Origin of the sequence: Candidatus Nitrososphaera gargensis Ga9.2 (genome assembly GCF_000303155.1) — an archaeon.
GTDB classification, from domain to species: domain Archaea; phylum Thermoproteota; class Nitrososphaeria; order Nitrososphaerales; family Nitrososphaeraceae; genus Nitrososphaera; species Nitrososphaera gargensis.
The window spans coordinates 248128-273928 of the sequence record NC_018719.1; the positions used below are offsets into that span (position 1 = coordinate 248128).

A 25801-nucleotide genomic window follows, 5' to 3' on the forward strand; every position below is an offset into this window, starting at 1 on the left:
CCCGATGGCTGACAAGGCCGAGTATGCCTTCAAATATCTGAGATCGGAAATGGAAAAAGCGGCTGCTGCCGTAGGTAAAAAGCCCACGTTGCAAGAAAAGATGTTATTCGCGGCTTTTGAAAATGCTCTACCGCTGATCCTTGACATAGCGCCGGACGAGTCAAAGGTTTGGCTCAAGCGTATTTTCAACCTTGTAGGCTACGTAGCAGGCTATTGGGATACTCCATCGGGTGAAGAATGACCTATAGGATTAATTTCTGTCAGGGCGAGCTCTCCGAGCACGTAGCCATAATAGGAGACGGCAAAGTAGGAAAAACATCTTTTGCCAGAGATCACTTGCTCAGGAAATTGCCGGGCACTTTTAAAAAGTGGTGCTACGACTATAACCACAACGGCTTTATCGGCATAGGCCCGCCCGTGCGAAGCCTTGACGCCCTGATCGACGCCAACATGCAGTATCTACCACAGGAAAAATCAAAAGAAGAATTGAACGGGTTTTTGGAAGTGGCTCTCAGACTCGGAAACAGGGTCGTAGCCATAGACGAATTTCATGCACAGCAAAACAGCAAGAGCATACCAAAGCCGACGCAGGTGTTTTTAAAAACATTCAGACACGTAAGCGGATCGTGGATCGTCATTGCTCAAAGCCCGCTCGAATTGCACGACGATGTTTATCACAATGCAGATCACATCTTTGCATTTTTTATGAAGCCAACTAGCCGGCATACTGCCTGGTACTACGAAAAATTTGGCCAGCCCATGACCTTTAAACTAATGGAGTTGCATTATGAAGCGGTGCAGCTCAAGGCCAAGCGGCCCTACATCTACACCGGCGCCAGCTCTATAGAAGCGGTGATCTATTCCCACAAGGGCAAGTTTGTCCAGCGATTTGATGCAAAGGGCAAGCCGATCATAGTGCAACTGAAAGGAGCGAAGGCATGACAACCCTGATCGGATTCTGCCATATCTGCGGTAAGAAATTGAAAGGTGAAAACAAGCAAGGGCTAATGATCAGCCGGGGCAAGCACTACATCAACGTCCACGGTCTCAATATTTCAATAGTGGAAAACGGACATATCCAAGTCATATATATAGTGCCTGCACGAACCCTGACCTTTTGACTTTATTCGCCGGTTCGACCTGACTACTATGGTTACTACAACCATTATCGGCGTAGCAGCCGAAGAAAAGGAGACAGTGGTATAACACATGCCAGACAAGATCGACGTTAAAGAATACATCGTGCCGGCAATGGCCTTTTTGGCCTTTGTCATAAGCATGATCCTGCTTTGGGTAAACTGGAACGCGGTAAAGACCAAGGTTCAGCAATAATAGGTGATCCGCATGAGGGCGCAAAACATCTTACACAATGAAGTCCTGAGCATCAAAGAAGGCGAGTCAACCCCGACAAAACTACCGGTTGGCGTAACTTACGGCGAGATCAGGATTTTTGTAGAGGGCACCTACACGCTGGGCACCGGTGTCCTACATAGCGACAGCCCAAGGCAAGTGTTTCGAAATGCCAAGCTGGAATACAACAATGCAAACGCCATCTATAGCGGCAAGTCGAAAGACTTTCGCATAATGAACTATTACGATCAGATCGGCGTTGAGCACTTCACAGCGGCAAATGGCAAGTTTGAAGCATTGCTCAGATGGAACAAAGGCATGATTCTGGCTGACGAAAGCGTTTTGCCCGCCGGACATGTCCATCCGTTTGGCAAGATTACACAGCTCAACATTGATCTAACGTGGATGACGAAGAGCGACTTTTTCAGCACGGTAGGCACCGCCACAATCGACACAGCAAAGGCATACATCAGCTACGATCAGATAGAGACTACAAAGAGCGAGATCATGCAGATATTTGGCGACAGGCTGGAAAGATACGCATTGCCGAGAGTCACAGCAAAGCAGACAGATGCCAAGGTTGCAAACACCGAATTGTCCGAAGTGCTAAACGTCGGCAGCGGCAATCTGCACAAGCGGGCCTTTGTGACCACGTTTGACAACGCCAACCCGGCAGTAGAACAGGACGACAGGATCGAAAAATACCAAGTAAAGCGCACCTTGCCAGTTTCAGACGCCAAGGAGCTGATCACGGCACGATACAAGGCTGCGCAGGCAGACGACAAGTCATTCTACAAGTTTGGCACGGCTCTAAAGGGCACCTTTGCAATTGACTACGACAAAGAGGTATCGATGGACGGCCGAGGTATCCTCGTAGAGTCGAAGGAGGAGGCGCTAAAGCTGCTAGCCAAGATCGACAACCCAACTGTGTTCCGCTATGTCAGTGAAGAATATGTGGTAAACAGAGAGCACGTGCAGAGCGGCGGCAAGCTGGTATTTGGCATCTAGAACCTCTTTCATATTGGAGGTCTAGTTTGACAAATGCTAACACCAAGCGACGCACAAAACAAGTGTGACTGTCCGTCAGCGATAGCAAACACAAGGACAGAGATAGCGCCAGCGCCACCCGTGATAGAGCAAACCAGCCCTCCGCCAGTGCTAACCGGGAACATTATGATCGCATCTGACAGCAGCCAGACAACAACAAGAACGGCAAAATTTAGAAACTTTGCAATGGACGCGGAACAATTCATCAGGGACAACATCGGCCTTGTCGTATTTGTTGTATTTGCGATTCTGATCGGCCTTGCTCTTGCGGCTCTGTTCACAAAACCCGGCAAGAAGATGGCGGCAGCGGTAGCAGGGTGATGAGTGCTAATGAGCATAATGATCCTGTCAAGGCAGGACGGCAGCCGTATAGCGTCATTGCCCGGAATGAGCAATGTTGTCAAGCAAGGCGAAAGAATCAACGTCAACATAGTGCAAGCATCAAAAAACGCATCATTGCCGGTAAATATCAACACTATTAGAGTGGGAACGATCAATACTGATCAATTCGGTAACGGTAACACATCTATAGTAATGGACGTTCAGGGCGGCAGGTCATACACTGTCAACGTGCCGGACGTGGCAAGATCGGAATCGCACATCGAGAGCGTTTTTGTGCAGAGCACGGCCCCGACACCGACGCCAAGCCAGCAGCCTACGACGACAAGCACCACGCCAAGCCAGACCACAACGACAAGCACCACGCCAAGCCAGACCACAACGACAAGCACCACGCCAAGCCAGACCACAACGACAAGCACCACGCCAAGCCAGACCACAACGACAAGCACCACGCCAAGCCAGACCACAACGACAACAATAACGACTTCAGCGTCCAGTGGATTTGATCTGATGAACAAAGCCAAAGAAGTAGAAGAATGGTTTAGGCGCAACCTGATCCCGGTGCTATTCATTGCGCTGGGCATGGTATTGGTAGCCGTATTTGCAGGAACAAAAGCGGGCCGTCAGGTAGTGAAAAAGGCCGTTGGCGCACCGATAAAGAGGTAAGGAAGGCGAGCAACAACATGCCAATTCTGATAATCACGCCCGACTCTGGCAAAGCAGGGGACAAGGTGGCTCTGCAATCTTCAGGATGGACGCCAAACGCTCAACTTGTATACGAATGGCCGGCAATCAATTTTAGGATAGACGACCTAAGAGCTGACGAAAGCGGAAGGTTTGACCGCTTTATCTCTATCGATCCACTGCTCAAGCCGGGCACTTACAAAGTCAGAATGTATGAGCGTTTAAAGCCGACCAATATTGCAGAAGCCACTTTCACATCGACCAATCTGACACCGGGGACTAAAGTGGTGACAAGAGGCAACCCGGTATACTTTTTCAATGGTGATCAGGTAGGGCCGTCACCGGCTCAAGCCAGAAAAACAATAACGTGGTTAGGAAACCTAAAATCGGCTATACTTGTCGTTAACTTTGCTAATAAACCGGGCTGGGTTTTGGAGCAAGCAACGCTCAACGGTAAGAACTATGCTCCTACTTCACACAACAATATCAGCGCTGAAGTAAAAGATGCTTTGATAAACGGTGATAACACCCTGACAATTCATTATGCAACGCCGTTTTTGACACCACATCTTGGCGACAGAAACACGCTTACGGCATACATCATACCGGATGTCGAAACAATCGCCGGGCTATCGGGAATAGTAAGCGATATGCCGTCGCTTGATTTGTTGGTTAAGGATATTGATAAGCGCCTTGCAAACGCCACAATTCCAACAATCATAATCTTGGTCGCAATTGCCATCATTAGCGTAGCTATTGCAGCGATCTTTGGCAAAGTTGGAGGGTTTCTGTAAAAATGAATAACAATCTTGTTGTCGGGCTTGCGATAGGTTTGCTGGCGGCTGCGGTGCTTATCATGTTGCATCACTGGAACAAACACGGCTATATTATCGACAAAAACGATGTCAATAGTCACGAATTTTTTGCAGGACTTGCCAGCGCTTTGGGCGCTGGTCTACTCATAGGAGGTGGAACATGAAATTGGCAAAGTGTAAACTTTGTAAAAAAGTGCATAAGGGGATCGGTGATTTCTGTCCAACTTGTTTGCGCATAAAGCGCATGGTCAGGAAGATACCAAAAGGGCAAAGAGACAAGATCAAGCGGGCAATAAAGAAGGGTAGGATCAGCATTAGGAGGTTGCTAGCATAGTGGCGCCAAAAATAATTAGTGTAGAGCTGATGCTAAGAAGCGGTCGCAATGTTGTCAACCTGCTTAATGGCACTGTGGACAACGAAGAACAAAAAGTCCTAACTACTTTCAAAGAGCTGGGCTTCAGGTCAGGCCATGACCTCAACATTGACCGCATCAGGTCAATATACATTTTTGCGGATGCTGACTTGCACCTATCATATCAAGGCGCCGAAGTAGAGTTTGATATGATGTCATACTACAAGATCATAAGGCCGCTCGACATTGAAGAAATTACCATTCAGATCGATAACGTTTTCGTGCCCGACCAGAACAGGGTGATTATCGTGGCAAGCGACGATCCTTGCTTCGATTATGGTGTCAGCTCTGCCGTGCCACACTTGTTCTATTCAAACAGCGTAACGGCCATAGCAGCCAGTTATACAAACTTGTTTTTCAGACACACAATCGGCAAAAAGAACAAGTTTACTATTGTGAATGGTGGTGCCGCGAACATCAACCTGGACATTCAGCACAGAGAGGTGCCCGAATCTGACAACAACGGTTCATGGGTTAGTTACGCTGGTTTTCCGAAAGTGCTCAATGCCGGTGATACATACGTATTTGGTGACGATGCTATGCTGGACACGCAGCATCACTTTCACCGGGTGCGAGTTCAATCTACTGGCGCCAATGTGACAGTAAAGGGGGAAATGTTGAATATATGATGAGCGACAAAGAAAGGCTTGCAAGAGAAGAAGAACGGAACAAAAATCAAGACAGAGACATCAACGATCTGTATGGAAAATGGGAAGAAATAGTGAAGTGCATAAGACGCATTGAAAGAAGGCAATGGATCGGCATGGGTGAACAAGCAGGGATAGCCGTTTTACTCGGCTTTGTCCTTGCAAAGTTATTCGGAGGCATATAAATGGCGATCATTTATCACAAGGCAAATCAACAACTACCGCAAGACCTATCAGCCCTTGGCAATCTCAAAGTGGCAATTCAGGAAAATAGCGCAGCCACTACAAGTCAGGACGTAAATGTAAAATCGGTAAGTGGCGTAGCACAAACGGCAAGAGACTGGTCATCTGACCTTAGCAATTTGCCGTTGATAAAAGCGAAAACTGATAATCTCGACACAGCACTATCTACTCGTGCTACAGAGGCCACGCTATCGGGCGTCAAAACACAGACTGACAAACTATCCTTTGATGTTGGTAATGCGCTAAAAATACAGAATCCGCCAAACCTTGACACAGCACTATCTACTCGTGCTAGCGAGACGACACTTGCAAGCGTAAACACTAAAATCGGAAACATTGAAGCCGACGCCGATGCGTTGACCAACGACGCAATTAAAGGAGTTCTGCGCACGCTCGGTGATGCGGGCGCAACGCCGGCAAATAACACTGGTAAAACAGTTCTTGCCAGGCTTGTGGACATACAAGATCAATTAAAGTTGGAACGCTGGGGCAAGAACATCGAGCCAGCGTGGGTTCATGGCGCCGAGACTACCAATCCTGCAGACGGTACCGCTCTTGTGACAAAGGCAGTAAGCGCAGCGAAAACGGGCTTTATCTATGGATTTTACATCACGTCCGCCGAAGCCAGAGACTTTAAAATCAACTGGACAAGTGGAGGAGTAGCAAAAAGTATCAGGATAGTGCATGCATCAAAGGGCACTATGTTCTTCACAGACAAAACGCCGGTAAATGAAGGGCTGGGCGCCGATGCAAGCACAAACATAACAATAACCAATGTTGGTGCTGGCGCTGGAATATTTCAGGCTGGACTACTGTTTGCAGAGGTGTAGTAGTGCAGATTGGGCAATTTTGTGAAAAGTCCATCATCTGGTCCTGGTACGGTGGTAGGTGACACGCACGCCGCAAGCCTGACAGGCAATGACACACATGCTCTTGGTAATGACCCTTCCAGCGCCGGAGGGTCAAGCGGCACCGGTAACACAATAAATGCGAACGTGTATGATGCGTGGGCAAACACTGTGGAAAACACGGCATATATTCTTGCTGCTGTTACTCCGGGCGGAGCAACTAATTTAATTTATGTCTGTGCGCTCGTAAGAGGCTATAAAACCGCAAATGCCGGAACAATCACGTATAGGTTGAAAGAGAACACAATAACATTAGCAAGCGTAACCAGTGCATCTTTGGCCGTTAATACGGCCGATTCTGCAAGAGCAATTGAGATCACGTTGGTAAATCAATCTGTAGCACAACATACATACAGCATTACATTTCAAGGTAGCACTAGCGAAGTGCGGAGCATATTTGCGGGCGGCTGTGCCAAGCCGGTTACATTATCAGGCAGCGATACTCACGCCGCAAGTTTGACAGGAGGGTCGGGAACGTGTCAGTTATAAAATTCAGAATTCCACCGGGGTTTAATATCAAGGGCAAAGGCACTTTTTTTGACAGTGATGAGGTAAGGCGGCGGCTTAAAGGTAAGTATCCACAGATGGCAGACGAGACTAAAAAGGCACAATACGTGCTGGGCGCTATAACGTACGATGATACAACAGGGCTTGTGACGATCGAAATAAACACGCCAAATACAGCATTAATGACAGAGGGACAAAAGCAGACTATCAAAAATGAAATTGCATCGTGGGTTGAGTTCATGGGGTGGGAGGCTGACAGCGCCTAATGTCGGCAATACCCTATGCGTTACTGAAAGACAGCGTTGCAATCAAAATTAAAAGTTTGGCAGAACATGCACCCGCCGACGGCGAGAAAATTTTCTTCGCCTTTCCGCGCCAAGACCTGTCGCCATCGGTGGTTACTGCGGATATATTTTTTGCATCAATTTATTCTGATGGTAGTTGGAGCATACGGCCCTTAGGCGTATATCAGCGGCCGGGTGTCACAGCGCCGCCAGAGGCTTGGTGGGGTGGTATGGACTTTGTTATTGACCACGGAACGACTCGCTGCCCAGATTGTTTATCGCGGTCATGGGTTGCAACAGGATATCCTTTAAAACAACCTTATCAATTCTATAAAATTACGAGCCAAGAGCCGACGCCAAGCCAGACCACAACGACAAGCACCACGCCAAGCCAGAGCCAGAACCAAGGCACGACACCGACAGAGGCGATCAGTCAGCCAACAATACCGGGAGTGACGCCAACACCCACACCGACCCCGACACCGACGCCAAGCCAGACCACAACGACAAGCACCACGCCAAAACAATGGTATGAGGATGTGACAACTTTGATCGTGCTTGCAGTTGTAGCCATGATCTCTATTGCGGTTGTCATAGTGGTGAGGCAAATAAAATGAGCACATATACACAATTTGGCGCCCTGCGGGCGCTGGGCGCAAAACCTTATTTCGGCCGCTTTTTTGCCCCTATCTTTTGGTTTTGTCCGAAAGTCCTATTTTGTAACAAAGTTCACATTTTAGGCTTCGGGGAATGTTACGACTTAGGGGTTTCCAGAAACGCCAAAATGACCTAAATTGAACGTGGGATTGTTACATTACTGTAACAATCGCTGTAACATTTCTTTGTTACGTATTTTGTGCGTAACTTTTGTGCGTGTACACTTTGGTTAAAACCGTACACAGGAACGTGTACACGTTACAAAAAAACGTGTACGGTGCAATTGTCGATTATCCTAGGTTTGGTTACGGTTTTTTTGGTTTTCGTTACAGTAGACCTACAGTAGGCATCTAAAGCGTCAATCTCTTGAAAAATCTGCGTAAAAATGTTTATAGGTGACAATTGCAATATCTGATTTGCGCCATGCCGACAAATCAGTATACTTACTTTGATCACAAGATGGGTCAGTTTGTCACAAAAACTGCTAGCAGGAAATTTTTGACCCCGGAAGAACGCCAACTAATTTGGAAACTGCGTAAAAGGCAACTGTCGATACATTACATAGCAAAGCGGTTAAAGTGCAGCACTCGTACAGTCTCACATTGGATACACAAGTTTGCTGAGGTTGAAGGCCAACAGTTTTACGACATGCGGAAAATCAATGATCGGATTAGACTGGCTGCTCGCAAGGCCATTAAACAAATCAAACATTCGCGCTGGCCTGTGATTGAATATTTGCGCAGGAAATTTGAAGAAACAAATGATATCCGATGGCTACCGACAAATATCAGTGACTTTGATCGTTACAATACTTTTACAGTGCGATTGCTTGGAGGGCCGCCATTCTGACATGGGCAACCATAGTGACAAGTGGACTTCAATTACAGTAAGCAGGGATGTATACAAGGCCCTCGAAAAGACTAAAAAGAATGGGGAAACATTCAATGATGTAGTTGCAAGCATGGTTGCAGAAAAAGAACGCTCGAAAAAACAGGAAAGTGAATTGGACTGGCTAGTCCGACAAGGGCCAGATTTTCTTGTTCCTTATGCCGGAAAATACATTGCAATTTGGAAGCATGAAATAATTGGAGTGGGTAGACACGAGGGTGAGGCGTTGGATGCGGCTAGGAAAAAAGTGCCTGATTCAAACCCAACGATTATGGGCGTGCCGACACAAGAAGGCTTTATTGGTGGATTTAAAATTGCCAAAACAGCAAATACTTGAATATCCTTGGCTGCCTTACAGAACAAGATATTTTGATGTTTTGTATTATCCTGTTGCCAACATCGCAGTGCGATATGGTCATTCAAACAACTGGTTATCTGGGTTATTCGTGATAGATAGCGGTGCTGACATTACCACTATGAACAAAATTGTTGCTGAAATGCTCGGTATTTCTGACTTTGAATCTGGCGAAAGAATAGAACTGACAGCAGCAGGGGGTAGTGCCATCGAAGCCCGAATACATAGGGTTGATATCGCTTTTAATGGCATAGTTGTCCCTGACGTTAGAATTGCATTCGCAAAGAAAAACGAATTGAAAATGTCGCTGCTTGGAAGGCTCGATGTTTTTGATTATTTTGATGTTAACTTGCAGGCAAGGACCAGAAGGACAATTTTGGTGCATTGAGTAATTCGGCACATGGGAATTAAATCAATCGGTCGCTGAACCCTTGGACGCCCTAATTTTGGGAGGTCTGAAACCATGATCGATTAATATCTCATATACCTCTTTAATTGCAAAGCAAAAACCAACATGGCAGCAGTCGGCACTATTGTCAAACTCACAAAATAATTGTTTTTCCTGATCGTTGATATAGACGTTGACATATTGACGCTTTCTGTGGTCGTAGAGCTCGACATAATTATCACGCTTGTCTTTGTATTCGATGAAGGGGCCATATTGCTGTAATTTCTCGTGATAATCGATATACTGAGTTAACAAGTTGTCAAGGTAGGCAGTAAATTTTTGATTCTTTGGGCGCTTTGTATCTTTTTCATAAATCTCTTCAAGTCGGCTCTTGACCTGATCCCGTACAGTTAATACCGTCCAGCCCTTCGCCATACTACTGCATTTTACTGTATAATACATTATTATAAAGATATTAGTTTGTCAACTTTTACTGTAACTTCCTATAAAGTAATTTACTGTATAATGTTTATAAGTTACTGTAAAATCCAGTAAAGGTATGGGAGAATACACATCGGCTACTATCTCTGTAAAGAGATACAATGGCTTGAAACAGGCTGCCGAGAGAGAAGGGAGGTCAATCACGGGCCAGCTTGATTGGATTTTGAAAAATGCAGGCGTGCCCGAGATCGACAACGAACAAACGCAAACGGTCAGAGTTGATAGGAGGAAGGCGTAAGATGCAGGATCAGAACATGCAATGGAAAGCCATCTGCCAAGTATCTGGTAGGTGTGTCGTTCTAACATCACGTCGCGGTATTGCAAAACATCTAAAATTCAAACACGAACTGGAGACAGGACACAAGACCCTTGTCAGAGGAGTGAAGGCGTAACATGGCGACCGTCACAGTTTCCACACCGCCGGCCGCCATGCCAGCGCCCACGCAAACAGAGATCGACGCTGTCAGTGCTACGAGCATGGAGACAACATCGACACCGCAGCGCGCCATTACTTCGCAAAAGAAGGTTAAGAAGGTTAGGACAGGCGGGCGCCTTGATGGCGTTAGGAGAAATTACCGCAGCGTCGGCGGCAAGACCTTTGATGACACAAACGCAGTAAAGGAACACATTCTACAGCTCATTGAAACCAAGCCACGCACGCCACGGGAACTATGCAAACTGACAGGCTACAGCCGCATGAACATCAACCGCTACACTAGCAAACTGGCCAAGGAAGGCAAGATCGAAAAAGACGGCCACATGTGGAAAAAGAAGAACCTGACGGCGGCGCAAGTGGCTCAAGTTCTTGTAGAAAATCTGAGCGAAGAAGAATTTGGACAACTACCAATATTGAAGCCGTGGATCGAAAAACTGGGCGACAACCCAAGCCGAGGCGAGCGCCGAGAATTTTCTTGTTTCCGAAATATTTGCCTTGGCATCTATCTTCCGGGTTTCAAGTGCAATCCTGAGAACTGGCAATACAAGGAAACAACCAGAGAATTTGCCGAAAAATACAAGGCAGCGACTGGCAGGAAAAAGCCACCCTATGGAGTACGACAATCAATCAGAACATTCCTTGGCGTTTGCCTTGGCATCCCGCTGCGTGAGAACCCGTTTTTGATACAAATAGGCATCGACGGCGAAAAAGAGAACATTGGCGCCCATGGCGACATCAAAATATCGGAAGAAGACGGCGAACTTGACAAGGCGATCGAGTATTGTAAATCGTTACCGGAGCCGCTTAACTTGCAGATGCTGGCCCTGCTAGCCTTCAACATGGAAGCAATGCCTAGATCAGAACGTGGTATGCTCATAGAAGTGGAAGACGTATCTTTTGAAGATCAGGTAATCGAGCAGGCATGGCTCAAAAACTACGCCAAACCTGTCCGTGATCCCGACCAACTACAAATGCTTCATGCGCTGGCTTTGGCTTTGCCTGATGGCGTTGTAAGATTCGAGCGCGTCACGCGCAGGATCGCAGTTGTAAAGCACCTTGAAACCAAGACGGGCGACGAATGGGAAACCTACATCATTACCCCGGCGCTAGTGCAAGCAGCTGAAACATGGATCGAACAGAGAAGAAATGCGCCCGGCGTAAGCTGGATTGACAGCGAAGGCAACAGGCATGAGGGCTACAGATACGTTTTCTATGACGGCCACGACATCAATCCGGACGAAACACAAGAGGGCGGAATACTAGAACAGGTCAACGCTCAATACAATTTTCGCGAAAACCTCCGGGCACTATATCGCCACCTTGGCAAGACTGACGCATATATGTTCAAGCAACCACTATACACGCTCAGGCATTGCGGCGCCCAGCTGATGCTGGAGCGGAGCGACTATGATTATGATTATGTCGCAGAGCACGGATGGAACGACACTGCTACACTGAGGACATGGTACGGTCACAGAGGTAAGGCGTCGCTAAAGGACAAACTGCTTCATAGGTGATCAGCTCATGGCACGAGCATTTTCCATTAGAATCGGTGACGCATTCGCTGACTTTTTGGAGACACTGGGAGACAAAAGGAAAGCGATAGAAAACGCACTTGATCTCAAAAGAAAATTCGACGCCGGTCAGCTCGTCGAAGTCAACACGCTACTAAAAGGCCAAGAATCTGACGCCTGCATTTTTGGACTAAAAGACGTTGATCCGCTGTCCAATGTTGCAGATACCAACTGCCCCATAAAAAAAATCTACCCTGCATTGAAAAAGGCCGAAAACGGCGAAGAGCTGGCAAAGTTCTGCGCTAAATGTCCTTGGCGTGACCACGATAAAGTGGTTTACAAACTAAAGACCCGCTACACTAACCTATTCAGAGAAGCACTCGAAAATGCAGAAGTTCAAACAATCGTAAGCGTGCCGACCACTGACACGCCACAGGAACGACATGAAGCGGCTACTACTACAATGGTGAAAGCAACAACTCGTGTCAGCGCCAAAAAAGAAGGCTGGCAATCGACTTGTTATCGCTGCGGGCAAACTGTTTACTATCACAAGAGCGTGAAAAGTTCAAGTGGCAAACACATTCCGCTGGATAACTTGGAAGAACGCAAAACCCATGATTGCCCTAACTATGAGCCAAAACTGCGAACACAAGCGCCAGTATCGACAACAAGGCAAGAGAAGCGGTGGGAACCCCGGTATTGTGATTGTGGCATAAAGTACACTGACAAATCAGAGATGGCCGCACACGTCAAGACAGTTCACAATCGCAATCTGACGCCATATGAAGCGCAGGAGGAGCAGGCATGATCAAACTGCTAACACTGAAAGATATAGCGCCAAAATGGGCGCATCGGCTCAGAAAGAAGGCAGAGCCACGCATCATAGCCGAAAACAAAGAGCTGATCTATGACTATCAAACTTGCATAGTTACAGAAGCGCACGGCGGCAAACACCCATACAAAACGCCTAACGGCAAGATATGTGCGGAATGCACCGAAGCGGCGGGCTTGCTGTCTTACTACTATCGCAAGCGCGACCATGAAGAATTTGAAATCACGCTCAAGCGCTGGATTCTACACTGGAACGCAAGGCACGCCGGCAAGGAATACCGCAAAGCGGTAGCAGACTGGATGATAAAGCACTTCAAACTTGAGGACGTGCTAAACGTTCAGCGCTACGTCGATCCAATAATCGAGCAGTTCTACCAAAGGAGGCCGCTTAATTGAGTCAGCAGCACGGCATACTCCACAAAGAGCGCAGATACTATAGCATCCTTGACGATTGCCCGGCTTGTGGTGCAAACAGGCTAAAAGACAACAGTCAAGGGCTCAACGACAAGGGCAAGGGCGACAATCGGATCGTTTACTGTAGAACGTGCGGTTGGGTTCAGACAAGGAGGGCGGTTGCCGTAACATGACCGCTGAATTACAAACAATCGGCTGCCGTGTCTGCACCGAAGAATACTTGCAAAAATACCCGCTTGCAAGGGCAGGATGGCCGCTCTACGAACAAAGCGAATTGACGCCATGTCGCCGCTGTCATTTTTGGCTTTGCAAAAAGCACCAAGGAGGGCCAGTGAGTTGACATGCCAAAAAGAAAAACCGGGATCGGCTTTAACCCCAGCTACAGCCCGACAGTGGCAGAGCTGCACCCTGCTAACGAAAAATGCGCCGGTTGCGGCTGTCCAAATTCGGCACACGGCCACAGGATCGGAAAGTGCTACAATCGAAAGTATGTTGCTGAGGGAAATAGCACTTTCGAGATTACTTGCAACTGCCTTCAATTCCGACCTACGGAGCTGGTGAAAATTGAGCCAAGAAATACCAATAGAAATAGGCGTAATTTGTAAGTGCGGCCAAGCCTTCAAGCATGTGCTCAATTTCGTCAACCATGCCAAGAAGTGTGACAAATTCGCCAAGACGGACAGCGGTTTGAAGCGGATCGCAGAGCAATTGCTATCACTGAAGGAGGGATCGCTTGCTTGACTGATTCATTGACAGGGCTACAAACCGTTTATGATCTGTTCTACAGGGCTGGCTACTATTGCCAGTTTTGTGGAGCGTTCAGAACGCAGAAAAATGCCATGATTAAACACATCAAGAGCTGGCATAGCGAAGCGGTCAGACGGCAAGTCGAAAAAATGCAATCGGAGGATCAGGCATGAAACTCAATCGTGCAAACACTGTTACGAACAAGATGCTATACTACGGACAAGACCCGCTAAAGTGGATTTGGCTCTGGCTGAATCATCCAAAGTGGACGAGGGCGAATTAGATGAGCGGGAATAATGCCAGTAGTTGCGACCGCTGCTTAGAGCCATCGACAATAAAATACAGCTATGGCCTACGATGCACAAAACACGGACTCGAAGAAATAGCCGACTTGCTACGACATCTAAAACGAGAGGGCAAAATCGATGATGAAGGACTAGGCTGGCTTATGGAAGTTTGCCGGAGGTTGATCAGTCCTTGAGCAAGCGCTATCAAGGGATCGGTTGGCGGCCATGCCCTGTATGCGGTAAGCAGGGCTATGCCTACAAAATGGACGGCCATTTTGAGCTCAAGCATCCGGCATCAATTCAAGATAGCCAGCAAATGACATTCACCGATTCAAGCCTTGCAATGCAACCAAAAGCGAAACAAAAAACCTGCTACGTGAGAAAAGGAACAAAGCGATTTTCTAAAGTGCCCTATGGCATCTATGCCAAGCGCATCAAAAGTAGTATACCGAGTATACCAACCGACAGGATCGCAGTATTCCCCGGTGCAATCTAGTCATGAGCTACAGCGGATTTTTCAGTATCAACAATTCGCTAGATGATACAACAAAAGCCTTGCTCAAATTCTATCTACCGGACGGCGGCGTGATTTACGATCCTACTTGCGGAGAAAAAAATTATCAATTCTCATGGCTGAAAAAATCAAGTACCATAGCCCTTGACTACTATTGCAATATCACCGGGCGCCGGGGCAAGGCCGTGCTACAGCAACAGGCAAAAGAGCACTATCGCTATATCTGCTCCGATCTCAAGCCTACGGGCGACTTTATCGCAAACGTCAGTCACTTGCCATTGAAAAATAAATGCGCTGATGCAACTTGGTATGATCCGCCTTTTGCTCCTACTCGTGACAGCAAAGACCCGCGAGCGAAGGCTTTTGGAGTTAACGAGAACAGGACGCCAAAGCAAATAAAGGAATTTTACAGTGCTGACATTTTGAAGGAACTAGCAAGGGTTACAAAGAAATTCATTTTTGTGAGGGGGCAAGACATCTATTTTCCGCCAAACACTACAAATTTTTACCCGTTCTATGAGATGGCCTTGCACAGCGTAAAGAAGGTGAAAGAACTTGAGAAAAAGCCAATAGCTGAATATACGCTCCGATACAATCACGGGAAATTGCCTTTATTCAGATACCGGTTAAGAAATGTCCAGCGCCCAATAATCACATACAGCAAGATCGCAGTTTTGAAAGTAAAGGAGGGCGCCATCGCTTGAAGCATGTTTGCTCCGGCATCAAGCACAAGCATAAAGGCGCTCTCAGACAGACAAGGCACCCATACTATATTTATGAAAATTGGTGCGAGACATGCCATTATGCCTATCAAAAGAAGTTCAGGGTATGCCCTTGCTGTAAGCGCCTATTGAGAACAAAATCAAGAGACAAGCCAAAAGCACACACCCCCGCTTTATCCTTTTAAAATCAGGATCGTTTTATTTTTGATGTTTGAAGCATTATTTTTGCAACAAGCACCGACCGGCGAAAGTCTGACAGCGATTATTTTAGGCGCCATCGCCACGCTGATCCCGACGATTAGCATAATTTTGAAGCAATGGAGCAACGGCAAATTTACGAGCCAGCAACTTGCAGAAAAAGGCCTAGAGCTGCAAGGTGCCATAGCATCAGAACAAACACAGCGCAGGGCCAGCGAAAGACTATCTTGCATAGTGGCACAACTGATCATAGCAAACAACGACGGAAGGATCGACCAGCGAGAATTTGATCATATCATAGGGCTTGCAAGGGCGGCCCTTGTTGAAACTAGCAGAGAAGCAGGGCTTGACATCACCGAGATCGTGACAGCGGCCGAAAAACTGCTAGCCAAGCCCGGCAGCGGCCAACCGATCGACATAAAGTCAATCCCATACTACAGCCCGACAGGAACCCCGATGCTAAAGCCGGAAGAGCTGTTGCAGGGCTTTGATCTTGACGCCATAAGGCAGGCACCAGCACCGACGCAAATACCGGGTGCCGATAAAATGAACTTGCCACAATTCCAAGCGGCCTTTAGAGTATGGAGCGAGGCACACGGATTCAAACCTATGACGCCGGTTGAGTCTTGACAGGCTCAACCCCCCTTATTTTTGCCAAGTTAGGGTTATCTTTTTAAATTCGCGACTGTCTTAACCTCATGCCAACCAGCATTTTAGTGCAAATAGAAATACCGACGGAACGCAACATTACGGACGTAACCAGTGAAGCCGTGCGAGACACGATAGCAAACCTGTTTCCATACGATCCGAGGTTTGACCAGTTAATAAAGTCAGGCGCAAAGGTTGAGATCACTTTAAAGCAACCACTGGCAGAAAAGGCCCCGGTGCCAGCTCAACCGGTCAAGGCAGAGAGCCCAAAACCTTAAAGCAAGTGATCCACCATGCAATACCTTATTTTTACGGCAACATTCCCGCTCGAAGGCAAGAAAATCAGTGGCGACCACGTTAAGCAACTGGCTGAAATATTTAGGCAGCAATTTGCAAGCATGGGCGCAGAAGTGGAAATAACCGTGCAAAGTGATCCCGTTGAACAACCGCCAACCACAGAATTAGGTTAAAGACCATGCCAAACAACAAGGACGATAACTTAAACAAAGAAAAAGAAGAACAGCCAACCGAGCCAACCGAGCCAGAGCAACCGACAGAACCGGAGCAACCAGAACCCATAACCCCGGCAAGCGAAACTAAAGAGGTTGTTACGCACGAAAAAGAGTCAAGGCAGGAAGAACCAAACCACGCCCAAACTGCAAAGGAATTGCTAAAGCCCTTTGCTGAACTTATAGCCGACAAGGACAAGCCCCGGGCTCTCAAAGTCAGGGAGATTTTGAAGGGCTTGCATGAACAAGGTAAAGTGACCTTGCTGGGTAATGACCTGTATTATGCCGTCCGTAGTGAACTTGCTAGTATTTTCGGCGTAACTACTCAGGCAATCGAGAAGCAAGCGCGACAGGTTGTAGAAGTTGGCAACCGTGACACTAGCGACGAGCCCGAATTTCCAAATGAGCCCATCGGGCCAAAGCAGCCAGCCACAGAGACGCCCGCCGGCGGCGCTCCTGTAGGTGCCCCTATTGGAGGGTTCAAGGCTACAGACAGTCAGACCGGCGAGCAGATCGAAGCCCAAGAAATGATGGTTTGGGATAAAAAAAAGGTTGGCAGGATCGTAGCATTGCCGATCAACTTTGGCACCTTGCTATCTGACGCATGGGTGCCGCTGTCAAAGGCCGAAAGGGAGGAGCTAGGCGATTCATTCTTGCAGATTTTCAAAGATTATTTGCCGACGACAAAAAAGACGGGCTCATTTCTGGCTGCTATGGCGGCTATGGAAATGATCCTTATGCCAAGGATCAGCGGCATGTTTGAAGCCAGAAAGCAAGGCGCTGACATTGAAAAAGTGAAGGAGAAGGTCAAGGCAAAGATACAGGAGGCGCTAGGCAACGACGAAAAATGAAGAGCCCCTGATAGTTCCACCGGCTGACGCCCCGATGGCTGACAAGGCCGAGTATGCCTTCAAATATCTGAGATCGGAAATGGAAAAAGCGGCTGCTGCCGTAGGTAAAAAGCCCACGTTGCAAGAAAAGATGTTATTCGCGGCTTTTGAAAATGCTCTACCGCTGATCCTTGACATAGCGCCGGACGAGTCAAAGGTTTGGCTCAAGCGTATTTTCAACCTTGTAGGCTACGTAGCAGGCTATTGGGATACTCCATCGGGTGAAGAATGACCTATAGGATTAATTTCTGTCAGGGCGAGCTCTCCGAGCACGTAGCCATAATAGGAGACGGCAAAGTAGGAAAAACATCTTTTGCCAGAGATCACTTGCTCAGGAAATTGCCGGGCACTTTTAAAAAGTGGTGCTACGACTATAACCACAACGGCTTTATCGGCATAGGCCCGCCCGTGCGAAGCCTTGACGCCCTGATCGACGCCAACATGCAGTATCTACCACAGGAAAAATCAAAAGAAGAATTGAACGGGTTTTTGGAAGTGGCTCTCAGACTCGGAAACAGGGTCGTAGCCATAGACGAATTTCATGCACAGCAAAACAGCAAGAGCATACCAAAGCCGACGCAGGTGTTTTTAAAAACATTCAGACACGTAAGCGGATCGTGGATCGTCATTGCTCAAAGCCCGCTCGAATTGCACGACGATGTTTATCACAATGCAGATCACATCTTTGCATTTTTTATGAAGCCAACTAGCCGGCATACTGCCTGGTACTACGAAAAATTTGGCCAGCCCATGACCTTTAAACTAATGGAGTTGCATTATGAAGCGGTGCAGCTCAAGGCCAAGCGGCCCTACATCTACACCGGCGCCAGCTCTATAGAAGCGGTGATCTATTCCCACAAGGGCAAGTTTGTCCAGCGATTTGATGCAAAGGGCAAGCCGATCATAGTGCAACTGAAAGGAGCGAAGGCATGACAACCCTGATCGGATTCTGCCATATCTGCGGTAAGAAATTGAAAGGTGAAAACAAGCAAGGGCTAATGATCAGCCGGGGCAAGCACTACATCAACGTCCACGGTCTCAATATTTCAATAGTGGAAAACGGACATATCCAAGTCATATATATAGTGCCTGCACGAACCCTGACCTTTTGACTTTATTCGCCGGTTCGACCTGACTACTATGGTTACTACAACCATTATCGGCGTAGCAGCCGAAGAAAAGGAGACAGTGGTATAACACATGCCAGACAAGATCGACGTTAAAGAATACATCGTGCCGGCAATGGCCTTTTTGGCCTTTGTCATAAGCATGATCCTGCTTTGGGTAAACTGGAACGCGGTAAAGACCAAGGTTCAGCAATAATAGGTGATCCGCATGAGGGCGCAAAACATCTTACACAATGAAGTCCTGAGCATCAAAGAAGGCGAGTCAACCCCGACAAAACTACCGGTTGGCGTAACTTACGGCGAGATCAGGATTTTTGTAGAGGGCACCTACACGCTGGGCACCGGTGTCCTACATAGCGACAGCCCAAGGCAAGTGTTTCGAAATGCCAAGCTGGAATACAACAATGCAAACGCCATCTATAGCGGCAAGTCGAAAGACTTTCGCATAATGAACTATTACGATCAGATCGGCGTTGAGCACTTCACAGCGGCAAATGGCAAGTTTGAAGCATTGCTCAGATGGAACAAAGGCATGATTCTGGCTGACGAAAGCGTTTTGCCCGCCGGACATGTCCATCCGTTTGGCAAGATTACACAGCTCAACATTGATCTAACGTGGATGACGAAGAGCGACTTTTTCAGCACGGTAGGCACCGCCACAATCGACACAGCAAAGGCATACATCAGCTACGATCAGATAGAGACTACAAAGAGCGAGATCATGCAGATATTTGGCGACAGGCTGGAAAGATACGCATTGCCGAGAGTCACAGCAAAGCAGACAGATGCCAAGGTTGCAAACACCGAATTGTCCGAAGTGCTAAACGTCGGCAGCGGCAATCTGCACAAGCGGGCCTTTGTGACCACGTTTGACAACGCCAACCCGGCAGTAGAACAGGACGACAGGATCGAAAAATACCAAGTAAAGCGCACCTTGCCAGTTTCAGACGCCAAGGAGCTGATCACGGCACGATACAAGGCTGCGCAGGCAGACGACAAGTCATTCTACAAGTTTGGCACGGCTCTAAAGGGCACCTTTGCAATTGACTACGACAAAGAGGTATCGATGGACGGCCGAGGTATCCTCGTAGAGTCGAAGGAGGAGGCGCTAAAGCTGCTAGCCAAGATCGACAACCCAACTGTGTTCCGCTATGTCAGTGAAGAATATGTGGTAAACAGAGAGCACGTGCAGAGCGGCGGCAAGCTGGTATTTGGCATCTAGAACCTCTTTCATATTGGAGGTCTAGTTTGACAAATGCTAACACCAAGCGACGCACAAAACAAGTGTGACTGTCCGTCAGCGATAGCAAACACAAGGACAGAGATAGCGCCAGCGCCACCCGTGATAGAGCAAACCAGCCCTCCGCCAGTGCTAACCGGGAACATTATGATCGCATCTGACAGCAGCCAGACAACAACAAGAACGGCAAAATTTAGAAACTTTGCAATGGACGCGGAACAATTCATCAGGGACAACATCGGCCTTGTCGTATTTGTTGTATTTGCGATTCTGATCGGCCTTGCTCTTGCGGCTCTGTTCACAAAACCCGGCAAGAAGATGGCGGCAGCGGTAGCAGGGTGATGAGTGCTAATGAGCATAATGATCCTGTCAAGGCAGGACGGCAGCCGTATAGCGTCATTGCCCGGAATGAGCAATGTTGTCAAGCAAGGCGAAAGAATCAACGTCAACATAGTGCAAGCATCAAAAAACGCATCATTGCCGGTAAATATCAACACTATTAGAGTGGGAACGATCAATACTGATCAATTCGGTAACGGTAACACATCTATAGTAATGGACGTTCAGGGCGGCAGGTCATACACTGTCAACGTGCCGGACGTGGCAAGATCGGAATCGCACATCGAGAGCGTTTTTGTGCAGAGCACGGCCCCGACACCGACGCCAAGCCAGCAGCCTACGACGACAAGCACCACGCCAAGCCAGACCACAACGACAAGCACCACGCCAAGCCAGACCACAACGACAAGCACCACGCCAAGCCAGACCACAACGACAAGCACCACGCCAAGCCAGACCACAACGACAAGCACCACGCCAAGCCAGACCACAACGACAACAATAACGACTTCAGCGTCCAGTGGATTTGATCTGATGAACAAAGCCAAAGAAGTAGAAGAATGGTTTAGGCGCAACCTGATCCCGGTGCTATTCATTGCGCTGGGCATGGTATTGGTAGCCGTATTTGCAGGAACAAAAGCGGGCCGTCAGGTAGTGAAAAAGGCCGTTGGCGCACCGATAAAGAGGTAAGGAAGGCGAGCAACAACATGCCAATTCTGATAATCACGCCCGACTCTGGCAAAGCAGGGGACAAGGTGGCTCTGCAATCTTCAGGATGGACGCCAAACGCTCAACTTGTATACGAATGGCCGGCAATCAATTTTAGGATAGACGACCTAAGAGCTGACGAAAGCGGAAGGTTTGACCGCTTTATCTCTATCGATCCACTGCTCAAGCCGGGCACTTACAAAGTCAGAATGTATGAGCGTTTAAAGCCGACCAATATTGCAGAAGCCACTTTCACATCGACCAATCTGACACCGGGGACTAAAGTGGTGACAAGAGGCAACCCGGTATACTTTTTCAATGGTGATCAGGTAGGGCCGTCACCGGCTCAAGCCAGAAAAACAATAACGTGGTTAGGAAACCTAAAATCGGCTATACTTGTCGTTAACTTTGCTAATAAACCGGGCTGGGTTTTGGAGCAAGCAACGCTCAACGGTAAGAACTATGCTCCTACTTCACACAACAATATCAGCGCTGAAGTAAAAGATGCTTTGATAAACGGTGATAACACCCTGACAATTCATTATGCAACGCCGTTTTTGACACCACATCTTGGCGACAGAAACACGCTTACGGCATACATCATACCGGATGTCGAAACAATCGCCGGGCTATCGGGAATAGTAAGCGATATGCCGTCGCTTGATTTGTTGGTTAAGGATATTGATAAGCGCCTTGCAAACGCCACAATTCCAACAATCATAATCTTGGTCGCAATTGCCATCATTAGCGTAGCTATTGCAGCGATCTTTGGCAAAGTTGGAGGGTTTCTGTAAAAATGAATAACAATCTTGTTGTCGGGCTTGCGATAGGTTTGCTGGCGGCTGCGGTGCTTATCATGTTGCATCACTGGAACAAACACGGCTATATTATCGACAAAAACGATGTCAATAGTCACGAATTTTTTGCAGGACTTGCCAGCGCTTTGGGCGCTGGTCTACTCATAGGAGGTGGAACATGAAATTGGCAAAGTGTAAACTTTGTAAAAAAGTGCATAAGGGGATCGGTGATTTCTGTCCAACTTGTTTGCGCATAAAGCGCATGGTCAGGAAGATACCAAAAGGGCAAAGAGACAAGATCAAGCGGGCAATAAAGAAGGGTAGGATCAGCATTAGGAGGTTGCTAGCATAGTGGCGCCAAAAATAATTAGTGTAGAGCTGATGCTAAGAAGCGGTCGCAATGTTGTCAACCTGCTTAATGGCACTGTGGACAACGAAGAACAAAAAGTCCTAACTACTTTCAAAGAGCTGGGCTTCAGGTCAGGCCATGACCTCAACATTGACCGCATCAGGTCAATATACATTTTTGCGGATGCTGACTTGCACCTATCATATCAAGGCGCCGAAGTAGAGTTTGATATGATGTCATACTACAAGATCATAAGGCCGCTCGACATTGAAGAAATTACCATTCAGATCGATAACGTTTTCGTGCCCGACCAGAACAGGGTGATTATCGTGGCAAGCGACGATCCTTGCTTCGATTATGGTGTCAGCTCTGCCGTGCCACACTTGTTCTATTCAAACAGCGTAACGGCCATAGCAGCCAGTTATACAAACTTGTTTTTCAGACACACAATCGGCAAAAAGAACAAGTTTACTATTGTGAATGGTGGTGCCGCGAACATCAACCTGGACATTCAGCACAGAGAGGTGCCCGAATCTGACAACAACGGTTCATGGGTTAGTTACGCTGGTTTTCCGAAAGTGCTCAATGCCGGTGATACATACGTATTTGGTGACGATGCTATGCTGGACACGCAGCATCACTTTCACCGGGTGCGAGTTCAATCTACTGGCGCCAATGTGACAGTAAAGGGGGAAATGTTGAATATATGATGAGCGACAAAGAAAGGCTTGCAAGAGAAGAAGAACGGAACAAAAATCAAGACAGAGACATCAACGATCTGTATGGAAAATGGGAAGAAATAGTGAAGTGCATAAGACGCATTGAAAGAAGGCAATGGATCGGCATGGGTGAACAAGCAGGGATAGCCGTTTTACTCGGCTTTGTCCTTGCAAAGTTATTCGGAGGCATATAAATGGCGATCATTTATCACAAGGCAAATCAACAACTACCGCAAGACCTATCAGCCCTTGGCAATCTCAAAGTGGCAATTCAGGAAAATAGCGCAGCCACTACAAGTCAGGACGTAAATGTAAAATCGGTAAGTGGCGTAGCACAAACGGCAAGAGACTGGTCATCTGACCTTAGCAATTTGCCGTTGATAAAAGCGAAAACTGATAATCTCGACACAGCACTATCTACTCGTGCTACAGAGGCCACGCTATCGGGCGTCAAAACACAGACTGACAAACTATCCTTTGATGTTGGTAATGCGCTAAAAATACAGAATCCGCCAAACCTTGACACAGCACTATCTACTCGTGCTAGCGAGACGACACTTGCAAGCGTAAACACTAAAATCGGAAACATTGAAGCCGACGCCGATGCGTTGACCAACGACGCAATTAAAGGAGTTCTGCGCACGCTCGGTGATGCGGGCGCAACGCCGGCAAATAACACTGGTAAAACAGTTCTTGCCAGGCTTGTGGACATACAAGATCAATTAAAGTTGGAACGCTGGGGCAAGAACATCGAGCCAGCGTGGGTTCATGGCGCCGAGACTACCAATCCTGCAGACGGTACCGCTCTTGTGACAAAGGCAGTAAGCGCAGCGAAAACGGGCTTTATCTATGGATTTTACATCACGTCCGCCGAAGCCAGAGACTTTAAAATCAACTGGACAAGTGGAGGAGTAGCAAAAAGTATCAGGATAGTGCATGCATCAAAGGGCACTATGTTCTTCACAGACAAAACGCCGGTAAATGAAGGGCTGGGCGCCGATGCAAGCACAAACATAACAATAACCAATGTTGGTGCTGGCGCTGGAATATTTCAGGCTGGACTACTGTTTGCAGAGGTGTAGTAGTGCAGATTGGGCAATTTTGTGAAAAGTCCATCATCTGGTCCTGGTACGGTGGTAGGTGACACGCACGCCGCAAGCCTGACAGGCAATGACACACATGCTCTTGGTAATGACCCTTCCAGCGCCGGAGGGTCAAGCGGCACCGGTAACACAATAAATGCGAACGTGTATGATGCGTGGGCAAACACTGTGGAAAACACGGCATATATTCTTGCTGCTGTTACTCCGGGCGGAGCAACTAATTTAATTTATGTCTGTGCGCTCGTAAGAGGCTATAAAACCGCAAATGCCGGAACAATCACGTATAGGTTGAAAGAGAACACAATAACATTAGCAAGCGTAACCAGTGCATCTTTGGCCGTTAATACGGCCGATTCTGCAAGAGCAATTGAGATCACGTTGGTAAATCAATCTGTAGCACAACATACATACAGCATTACATTTCAAGGTAGCACTAGCGAAGTGCGGAGCATATTTGCGGGCGGCTGTGCCAAGCCGGTTACATTATCAGGCAGCGATACTCACGCCGCAAGTTTGACAGGAGGGTCGGGAACGTGTCAGTTATAAAATTCAGAATTCCACCGGGGTTTAATATCAAGGGCAAAGGCACTTTTTTTGACAGTGATGAGGTAAGGCGGCGGCTTAAAGGTAAGTATCCACAGATGGCAGACGAGACTAAAAAGGCACAATACGTGCTGGGCGCTATAACGTACGATGATACAACAGGGCTTGTGACGATCGAAATAAACACGCCAAATACAGCATTAATGACAGAGGGACAAAAGCAGACTATCAAAAATGAAATTGCATCGTGGGTTGAGTTCATGGGGTGGGAGGCTGACAGCGCCTAATGTCGGCAATACCCTATGCGTTACTGAAAGACAGCGTTGCAATCAAAATTAAAAGTTTGGCAGAACATGCACCCGCCGACGGCGAGAAAATTTTCTTCGCCTTTCCGCGCCAAGACCTGTCGCCATCGGTGGTTACTGCGGATATATTTTTTGCATCAATTTATTCTGATGGTAGTTGGAGCATACGGCCCTTAGGCGTATATCAGCGGCCGGGTGTCACAGCGCCGCCAGAGGCTTGGTGGGGTGGTATGGACTTTGTTATTGACCACGGAACGACTCGCTGCCCAGATTGTTTATCGCGGTCATGGGTTGCAACAGGATATCCTTTAAAACAACCTTATCAATTCTATAAAATTACGAGCCAAGAGCCGACGCCAAGCCAGACCACAACGACAAGCACCACGCCAAGCCAGAGCCAGAACCAAGGCACGACACCGACAGAGGCGATCAGTCAGCCAACAATACCGGGAGTGACGCCAACACCCACACCGACCCCGACACCGACGCCAAGCCAGACCACAACGACAAGCACCACGCCAAGCCAGAGCCAGAACCAAGGCACGACACCGACAGAGGCGATCAGTCAGCCAACAATACCGGGAGTGACGCCAACACCCACACCGACCCCGACACCGACGCCAAGCCAGACCACAACGACAAGCACCACGCCAAAACAATGGTATGAGGATGTGACAACTTTGATCGTGCTTGCAGTTGTAGCCATGATCTCTATTGCGGTTGTCATAGTGGTGAGGCAAATAAAATGAGCACATATACACAATTTGGCGCCCTGCGGGCGCTGGGCGCAAAACCTTATTTCGGCCGCTTTTTTGCCCCTATCTTTTGGTTTT

The 25801-nt window shown here is 47.8% G+C and carries 46 protein-coding genes; 45 read left to right on the forward strand and 1 reads right to left on the reverse strand.

The features are described 5' to 3' along the window. Positions 1 to 4 precede the first annotated feature (4 nt). The 18 genes from NGAR_RS01495 to NGAR_RS01575 all read left to right on the forward strand — a co-directional run bounded on the left by NGAR_RS01495 (position 5) and on the right by NGAR_RS01575 (position 9527). Complete coding sequence (locus tag NGAR_RS01495) at positions 5 to 241, forward strand: hypothetical protein (protein ID WP_015017846.1); 237 nt, start codon at positions 5 to 7, stop codon at positions 239 to 241. Then, positions 238 to 942: a hypothetical protein gene (locus tag NGAR_RS01500; protein ID WP_015017847.1), complete on the forward strand. Its 705-nt coding sequence runs from the start codon at positions 238 to 240 to the stop codon at positions 940 to 942. The genes NGAR_RS01495 and NGAR_RS01500 overlap by 4 nt, the downstream gene beginning before the upstream one ends. After that, complete coding sequence (locus NGAR_RS01505) at positions 939 to 1121, forward strand: hypothetical protein (RefSeq protein ID WP_015017848.1); 183 nt, start codon at positions 939 to 941, stop codon at positions 1119 to 1121. The genes NGAR_RS01500 and NGAR_RS01505 overlap by 4 nt, the downstream gene beginning before the upstream one ends. An 88-nt stretch (positions 1122 to 1209) precedes the next feature. Beyond that, positions 1210 to 1332 (forward strand): hypothetical protein, encoded by a 123-nt coding sequence (locus tag NGAR_RS18630; RefSeq protein WP_266190375.1) that lies wholly within the window; start codon positions 1210 to 1212, stop codon positions 1330 to 1332. A 12-nt stretch (positions 1333 to 1344) separates the two neighbouring features. After that, complete coding sequence (locus tag NGAR_RS01510) at positions 1345 to 2358, forward strand: hypothetical protein (RefSeq protein WP_015017849.1); 1014 nt, start codon at positions 1345 to 1347, stop codon at positions 2356 to 2358. Positions 2359 to 2391: 33 nt separating this feature from the next. Then, positions 2392 to 2718, forward strand: a complete 327-nt coding sequence (locus NGAR_RS01515) for a hypothetical protein (protein WP_148680808.1) — start codon at positions 2392 to 2394, stop codon at positions 2716 to 2718. Between the two features lie 9 nt (positions 2719 to 2727). Further along, complete coding sequence (locus NGAR_RS17025) at positions 2728 to 3405, forward strand: hypothetical protein (protein WP_187147615.1); 678 nt, start codon at positions 2728 to 2730, stop codon at positions 3403 to 3405. A 17-nt stretch (positions 3406 to 3422) separates the two neighbouring features. Further along, the gene (locus tag NGAR_RS01525; RefSeq protein WP_015017852.1) at positions 3423 to 4217 is read left to right on the forward strand and encodes a hypothetical protein; all 795 of its coding nucleotides are present in this window, start codon (positions 3423 to 3425) and stop codon (positions 4215 to 4217) included. A gap of 2 nt (positions 4218 to 4219) precedes the next feature. Further along, positions 4220 to 4402, forward strand: coding sequence for a hypothetical protein (locus NGAR_RS01530; RefSeq protein ID WP_015017860.1), 183 nt, complete (start codon positions 4220 to 4222; stop codon positions 4400 to 4402). A 169-nt stretch (positions 4403 to 4571) separates the two neighbouring features. Beyond that, complete coding sequence (locus NGAR_RS01535) at positions 4572 to 5279, forward strand: hypothetical protein (protein WP_015017853.1); 708 nt, start codon at positions 4572 to 4574, stop codon at positions 5277 to 5279. After that, a complete protein-coding gene (locus tag NGAR_RS01540) occupies positions 5276 to 5482 on the forward strand; it encodes a hypothetical protein (protein WP_015017854.1) in 207 nt (68 codons plus the stop codon). The genes NGAR_RS01535 and NGAR_RS01540 overlap by 4 nt, the downstream gene beginning before the upstream one ends. After that, a complete protein-coding gene (locus tag NGAR_RS01545) occupies positions 5483 to 6370 on the forward strand; it encodes a hypothetical protein (RefSeq protein WP_015017855.1) in 888 nt (295 codons plus the stop codon). 21 nt (positions 6371 to 6391) lie between these two features. Next, positions 6392 to 6937, forward strand: coding sequence for a hypothetical protein (locus tag NGAR_RS01550; RefSeq protein ID WP_148680809.1), 546 nt, complete (start codon positions 6392 to 6394; stop codon positions 6935 to 6937). After that, complete coding sequence (locus NGAR_RS01555; RefSeq protein ID WP_015017857.1) at positions 6925 to 7221, forward strand: hypothetical protein; 297 nt, start codon at positions 6925 to 6927, stop codon at positions 7219 to 7221. The genes NGAR_RS01550 and NGAR_RS01555 overlap by 13 nt, the downstream gene beginning before the upstream one ends. Continuing rightward, positions 7221 to 7856: a hypothetical protein gene (locus NGAR_RS01560; protein ID WP_015017858.1), complete on the forward strand. Its 636-nt coding sequence runs from the start codon at positions 7221 to 7223 to the stop codon at positions 7854 to 7856. The genes NGAR_RS01555 and NGAR_RS01560 overlap by 1 nt, the downstream gene beginning before the upstream one ends. A 499-nt stretch (positions 7857 to 8355) precedes the next feature. Continuing rightward, positions 8356 to 8745: a helix-turn-helix domain-containing protein gene (locus NGAR_RS19180; protein WP_407637214.1), complete on the forward strand. Its 390-nt coding sequence runs from the start codon at positions 8356 to 8358 to the stop codon at positions 8743 to 8745. Between the two features lies 1 nt (position 8746). After that, entirely contained in the window at positions 8747 to 9121 is a 375-nt protein-coding gene (locus tag NGAR_RS01570; RefSeq protein WP_015017831.1) for a DUF5678 domain-containing protein, read from the forward strand. After that, positions 9087 to 9527 (forward strand): retropepsin-like aspartic protease, encoded by a 441-nt coding sequence (locus NGAR_RS01575; RefSeq protein WP_015017832.1) that lies wholly within the window; start codon positions 9087 to 9089, stop codon positions 9525 to 9527. The genes NGAR_RS01570 and NGAR_RS01575 overlap by 35 nt, the downstream gene beginning before the upstream one ends. A gap of 24 nt (positions 9528 to 9551) precedes the next feature. Here NGAR_RS01575 and NGAR_RS01580 read toward each other — a convergent pair whose 3' ends face one another. Further along, positions 9552 to 9962 carry a hypothetical protein gene (locus NGAR_RS01580; protein ID WP_015017833.1) on the reverse strand — a complete coding sequence of 137 codons (411 nt, stop codon included), beginning with the start codon at positions 9960 to 9962 and terminating at the stop codon, positions 9552 to 9554. A 124-nt stretch (positions 9963 to 10086) separates the two neighbouring features. On the opposite strand from NGAR_RS01580, the gene NGAR_RS01585 reads away from it, so the two are divergent. From NGAR_RS01585 to NGAR_RS01700, 27 genes are all read left to right on the forward strand, one after another. Beyond that, positions 10087 to 10266 carry a hypothetical protein gene (locus NGAR_RS01585; protein WP_015017834.1) on the forward strand — a complete coding sequence of 60 codons (180 nt, stop codon included), beginning with the start codon at positions 10087 to 10089 and terminating at the stop codon, positions 10264 to 10266. A gap of 155 nt (positions 10267 to 10421) precedes the next feature. Next, positions 10422 to 11981: a winged helix-turn-helix domain-containing protein gene (locus NGAR_RS01590; protein ID WP_015017835.1), complete on the forward strand. Its 1560-nt coding sequence runs from the start codon at positions 10422 to 10424 to the stop codon at positions 11979 to 11981. A gap of 7 nt (positions 11982 to 11988) precedes the next feature. After that, on the forward strand, positions 11989 to 12786 hold the full coding sequence (locus NGAR_RS01595; RefSeq protein ID WP_015017836.1) for a hypothetical protein: 798 nt from the start codon (positions 11989 to 11991) through the stop codon (positions 12784 to 12786). Continuing rightward, positions 12783 to 13205: a hypothetical protein gene (locus NGAR_RS01600; protein WP_015017837.1), complete on the forward strand. Its 423-nt coding sequence runs from the start codon at positions 12783 to 12785 to the stop codon at positions 13203 to 13205. Before NGAR_RS01595 ends, NGAR_RS01600 begins: the two co-directional genes overlap by 4 nt. Next, entirely contained in the window at positions 13202 to 13396 is a 195-nt protein-coding gene (locus NGAR_RS01605) for a hypothetical protein (RefSeq protein ID WP_148680805.1), read from the forward strand. Before NGAR_RS01600 ends, NGAR_RS01605 begins: the two co-directional genes overlap by 4 nt. A 391-nt stretch (positions 13397 to 13787) precedes the next feature. Further along, positions 13788 to 13964 (forward strand): hypothetical protein, encoded by a 177-nt coding sequence (locus tag NGAR_RS17030; protein ID WP_015017839.1) that lies wholly within the window; start codon positions 13788 to 13790, stop codon positions 13962 to 13964. A 483-nt stretch (positions 13965 to 14447) separates the two neighbouring features. After that, positions 14448 to 14753: a hypothetical protein gene (locus NGAR_RS01610; RefSeq protein WP_148680806.1), complete on the forward strand. Its 306-nt coding sequence runs from the start codon at positions 14448 to 14450 to the stop codon at positions 14751 to 14753. Between the two features lie 2 nt (positions 14754 to 14755). Beyond that, positions 14756 to 15475 carry a hypothetical protein gene (locus NGAR_RS01615; protein ID WP_015017841.1) on the forward strand — a complete coding sequence of 240 codons (720 nt, stop codon included), beginning with the start codon at positions 14756 to 14758 and terminating at the stop codon, positions 15473 to 15475. A gap of 225 nt (positions 15476 to 15700) precedes the next feature. Then, positions 15701 to 16321: a hypothetical protein gene (locus tag NGAR_RS01620; RefSeq protein ID WP_015017842.1), complete on the forward strand. Its 621-nt coding sequence runs from the start codon at positions 15701 to 15703 to the stop codon at positions 16319 to 16321. A 68-nt stretch (positions 16322 to 16389) separates the two neighbouring features. After that, positions 16390 to 16617 (forward strand): hypothetical protein, encoded by a 228-nt coding sequence (locus NGAR_RS01625; protein WP_187147614.1) that lies wholly within the window; start codon positions 16390 to 16392, stop codon positions 16615 to 16617. A gap of 15 nt (positions 16618 to 16632) precedes the next feature. After that, positions 16633 to 16809, forward strand: coding sequence for a hypothetical protein (locus tag NGAR_RS17035; protein ID WP_015017844.1), 177 nt, complete (start codon positions 16633 to 16635; stop codon positions 16807 to 16809). Positions 16810 to 16814: 5 nt separating this feature from the next. Then, a complete protein-coding gene (locus NGAR_RS01630; RefSeq protein WP_015017845.1) occupies positions 16815 to 17699 on the forward strand; it encodes a hypothetical protein in 885 nt (294 codons plus the stop codon). 34 nt (positions 17700 to 17733) lie between these two features. Then, positions 17734 to 17970 carry a hypothetical protein gene (locus NGAR_RS01635; protein ID WP_015017846.1) on the forward strand — a complete coding sequence of 79 codons (237 nt, stop codon included), beginning with the start codon at positions 17734 to 17736 and terminating at the stop codon, positions 17968 to 17970. After that, positions 17967 to 18671, forward strand: coding sequence for a hypothetical protein (locus NGAR_RS01640; protein WP_015017847.1), 705 nt, complete (start codon positions 17967 to 17969; stop codon positions 18669 to 18671). Before NGAR_RS01635 ends, NGAR_RS01640 begins: the two co-directional genes overlap by 4 nt. Next, a complete protein-coding gene (locus NGAR_RS01645) occupies positions 18668 to 18850 on the forward strand; it encodes a hypothetical protein (RefSeq protein WP_015017848.1) in 183 nt (60 codons plus the stop codon). The genes NGAR_RS01640 and NGAR_RS01645 overlap by 4 nt, the downstream gene beginning before the upstream one ends. A gap of 88 nt (positions 18851 to 18938) precedes the next feature. Next, on the forward strand, positions 18939 to 19061 hold the full coding sequence (locus NGAR_RS18635; protein ID WP_266190375.1) for a hypothetical protein: 123 nt from the start codon (positions 18939 to 18941) through the stop codon (positions 19059 to 19061). 12 nt (positions 19062 to 19073) lie between these two features. Continuing rightward, complete coding sequence (locus NGAR_RS01650; RefSeq protein WP_015017849.1) at positions 19074 to 20087, forward strand: hypothetical protein; 1014 nt, start codon at positions 19074 to 19076, stop codon at positions 20085 to 20087. 33 nt (positions 20088 to 20120) lie between these two features. Further along, positions 20121 to 20447 carry a hypothetical protein gene (locus NGAR_RS01655; RefSeq protein ID WP_148680808.1) on the forward strand — a complete coding sequence of 109 codons (327 nt, stop codon included), beginning with the start codon at positions 20121 to 20123 and terminating at the stop codon, positions 20445 to 20447. Between the two features lie 9 nt (positions 20448 to 20456). Then, positions 20457 to 21134 carry a hypothetical protein gene (locus NGAR_RS17040; RefSeq protein ID WP_187147615.1) on the forward strand — a complete coding sequence of 226 codons (678 nt, stop codon included), beginning with the start codon at positions 20457 to 20459 and terminating at the stop codon, positions 21132 to 21134. Positions 21135 to 21151: 17 nt separating this feature from the next. Next, a complete protein-coding gene (locus NGAR_RS01665; protein WP_015017852.1) occupies positions 21152 to 21946 on the forward strand; it encodes a hypothetical protein in 795 nt (264 codons plus the stop codon). A gap of 2 nt (positions 21947 to 21948) precedes the next feature. After that, positions 21949 to 22131 carry a hypothetical protein gene (locus NGAR_RS01670; RefSeq protein ID WP_015017860.1) on the forward strand — a complete coding sequence of 61 codons (183 nt, stop codon included), beginning with the start codon at positions 21949 to 21951 and terminating at the stop codon, positions 22129 to 22131. 169 nt (positions 22132 to 22300) lie between these two features. Further along, positions 22301 to 23008: a hypothetical protein gene (locus NGAR_RS01675; RefSeq protein WP_015017853.1), complete on the forward strand. Its 708-nt coding sequence runs from the start codon at positions 22301 to 22303 to the stop codon at positions 23006 to 23008. After that, positions 23005 to 23211, forward strand: coding sequence for a hypothetical protein (locus NGAR_RS01680; protein ID WP_015017854.1), 207 nt, complete (start codon positions 23005 to 23007; stop codon positions 23209 to 23211). Before NGAR_RS01675 ends, NGAR_RS01680 begins: the two co-directional genes overlap by 4 nt. Beyond that, positions 23212 to 24099, forward strand: coding sequence for a hypothetical protein (locus NGAR_RS01685; protein ID WP_015017855.1), 888 nt, complete (start codon positions 23212 to 23214; stop codon positions 24097 to 24099). A gap of 21 nt (positions 24100 to 24120) precedes the next feature. Next, positions 24121 to 24666, forward strand: coding sequence for a hypothetical protein (locus NGAR_RS01690; RefSeq protein WP_148680809.1), 546 nt, complete (start codon positions 24121 to 24123; stop codon positions 24664 to 24666). Next, positions 24654 to 24950 (forward strand): hypothetical protein, encoded by a 297-nt coding sequence (locus NGAR_RS01695; RefSeq protein WP_015017857.1) that lies wholly within the window; start codon positions 24654 to 24656, stop codon positions 24948 to 24950. Before NGAR_RS01690 ends, NGAR_RS01695 begins: the two co-directional genes overlap by 13 nt. Beyond that, the gene (locus tag NGAR_RS01700) at positions 24950 to 25717 is read left to right on the forward strand and encodes a hypothetical protein (RefSeq protein ID WP_015017864.1); all 768 of its coding nucleotides are present in this window, start codon (positions 24950 to 24952) and stop codon (positions 25715 to 25717) included. Before NGAR_RS01695 ends, NGAR_RS01700 begins: the two co-directional genes overlap by 1 nt. The last annotated feature ends 84 nt before the right edge of the window (positions 25718 to 25801 follow it).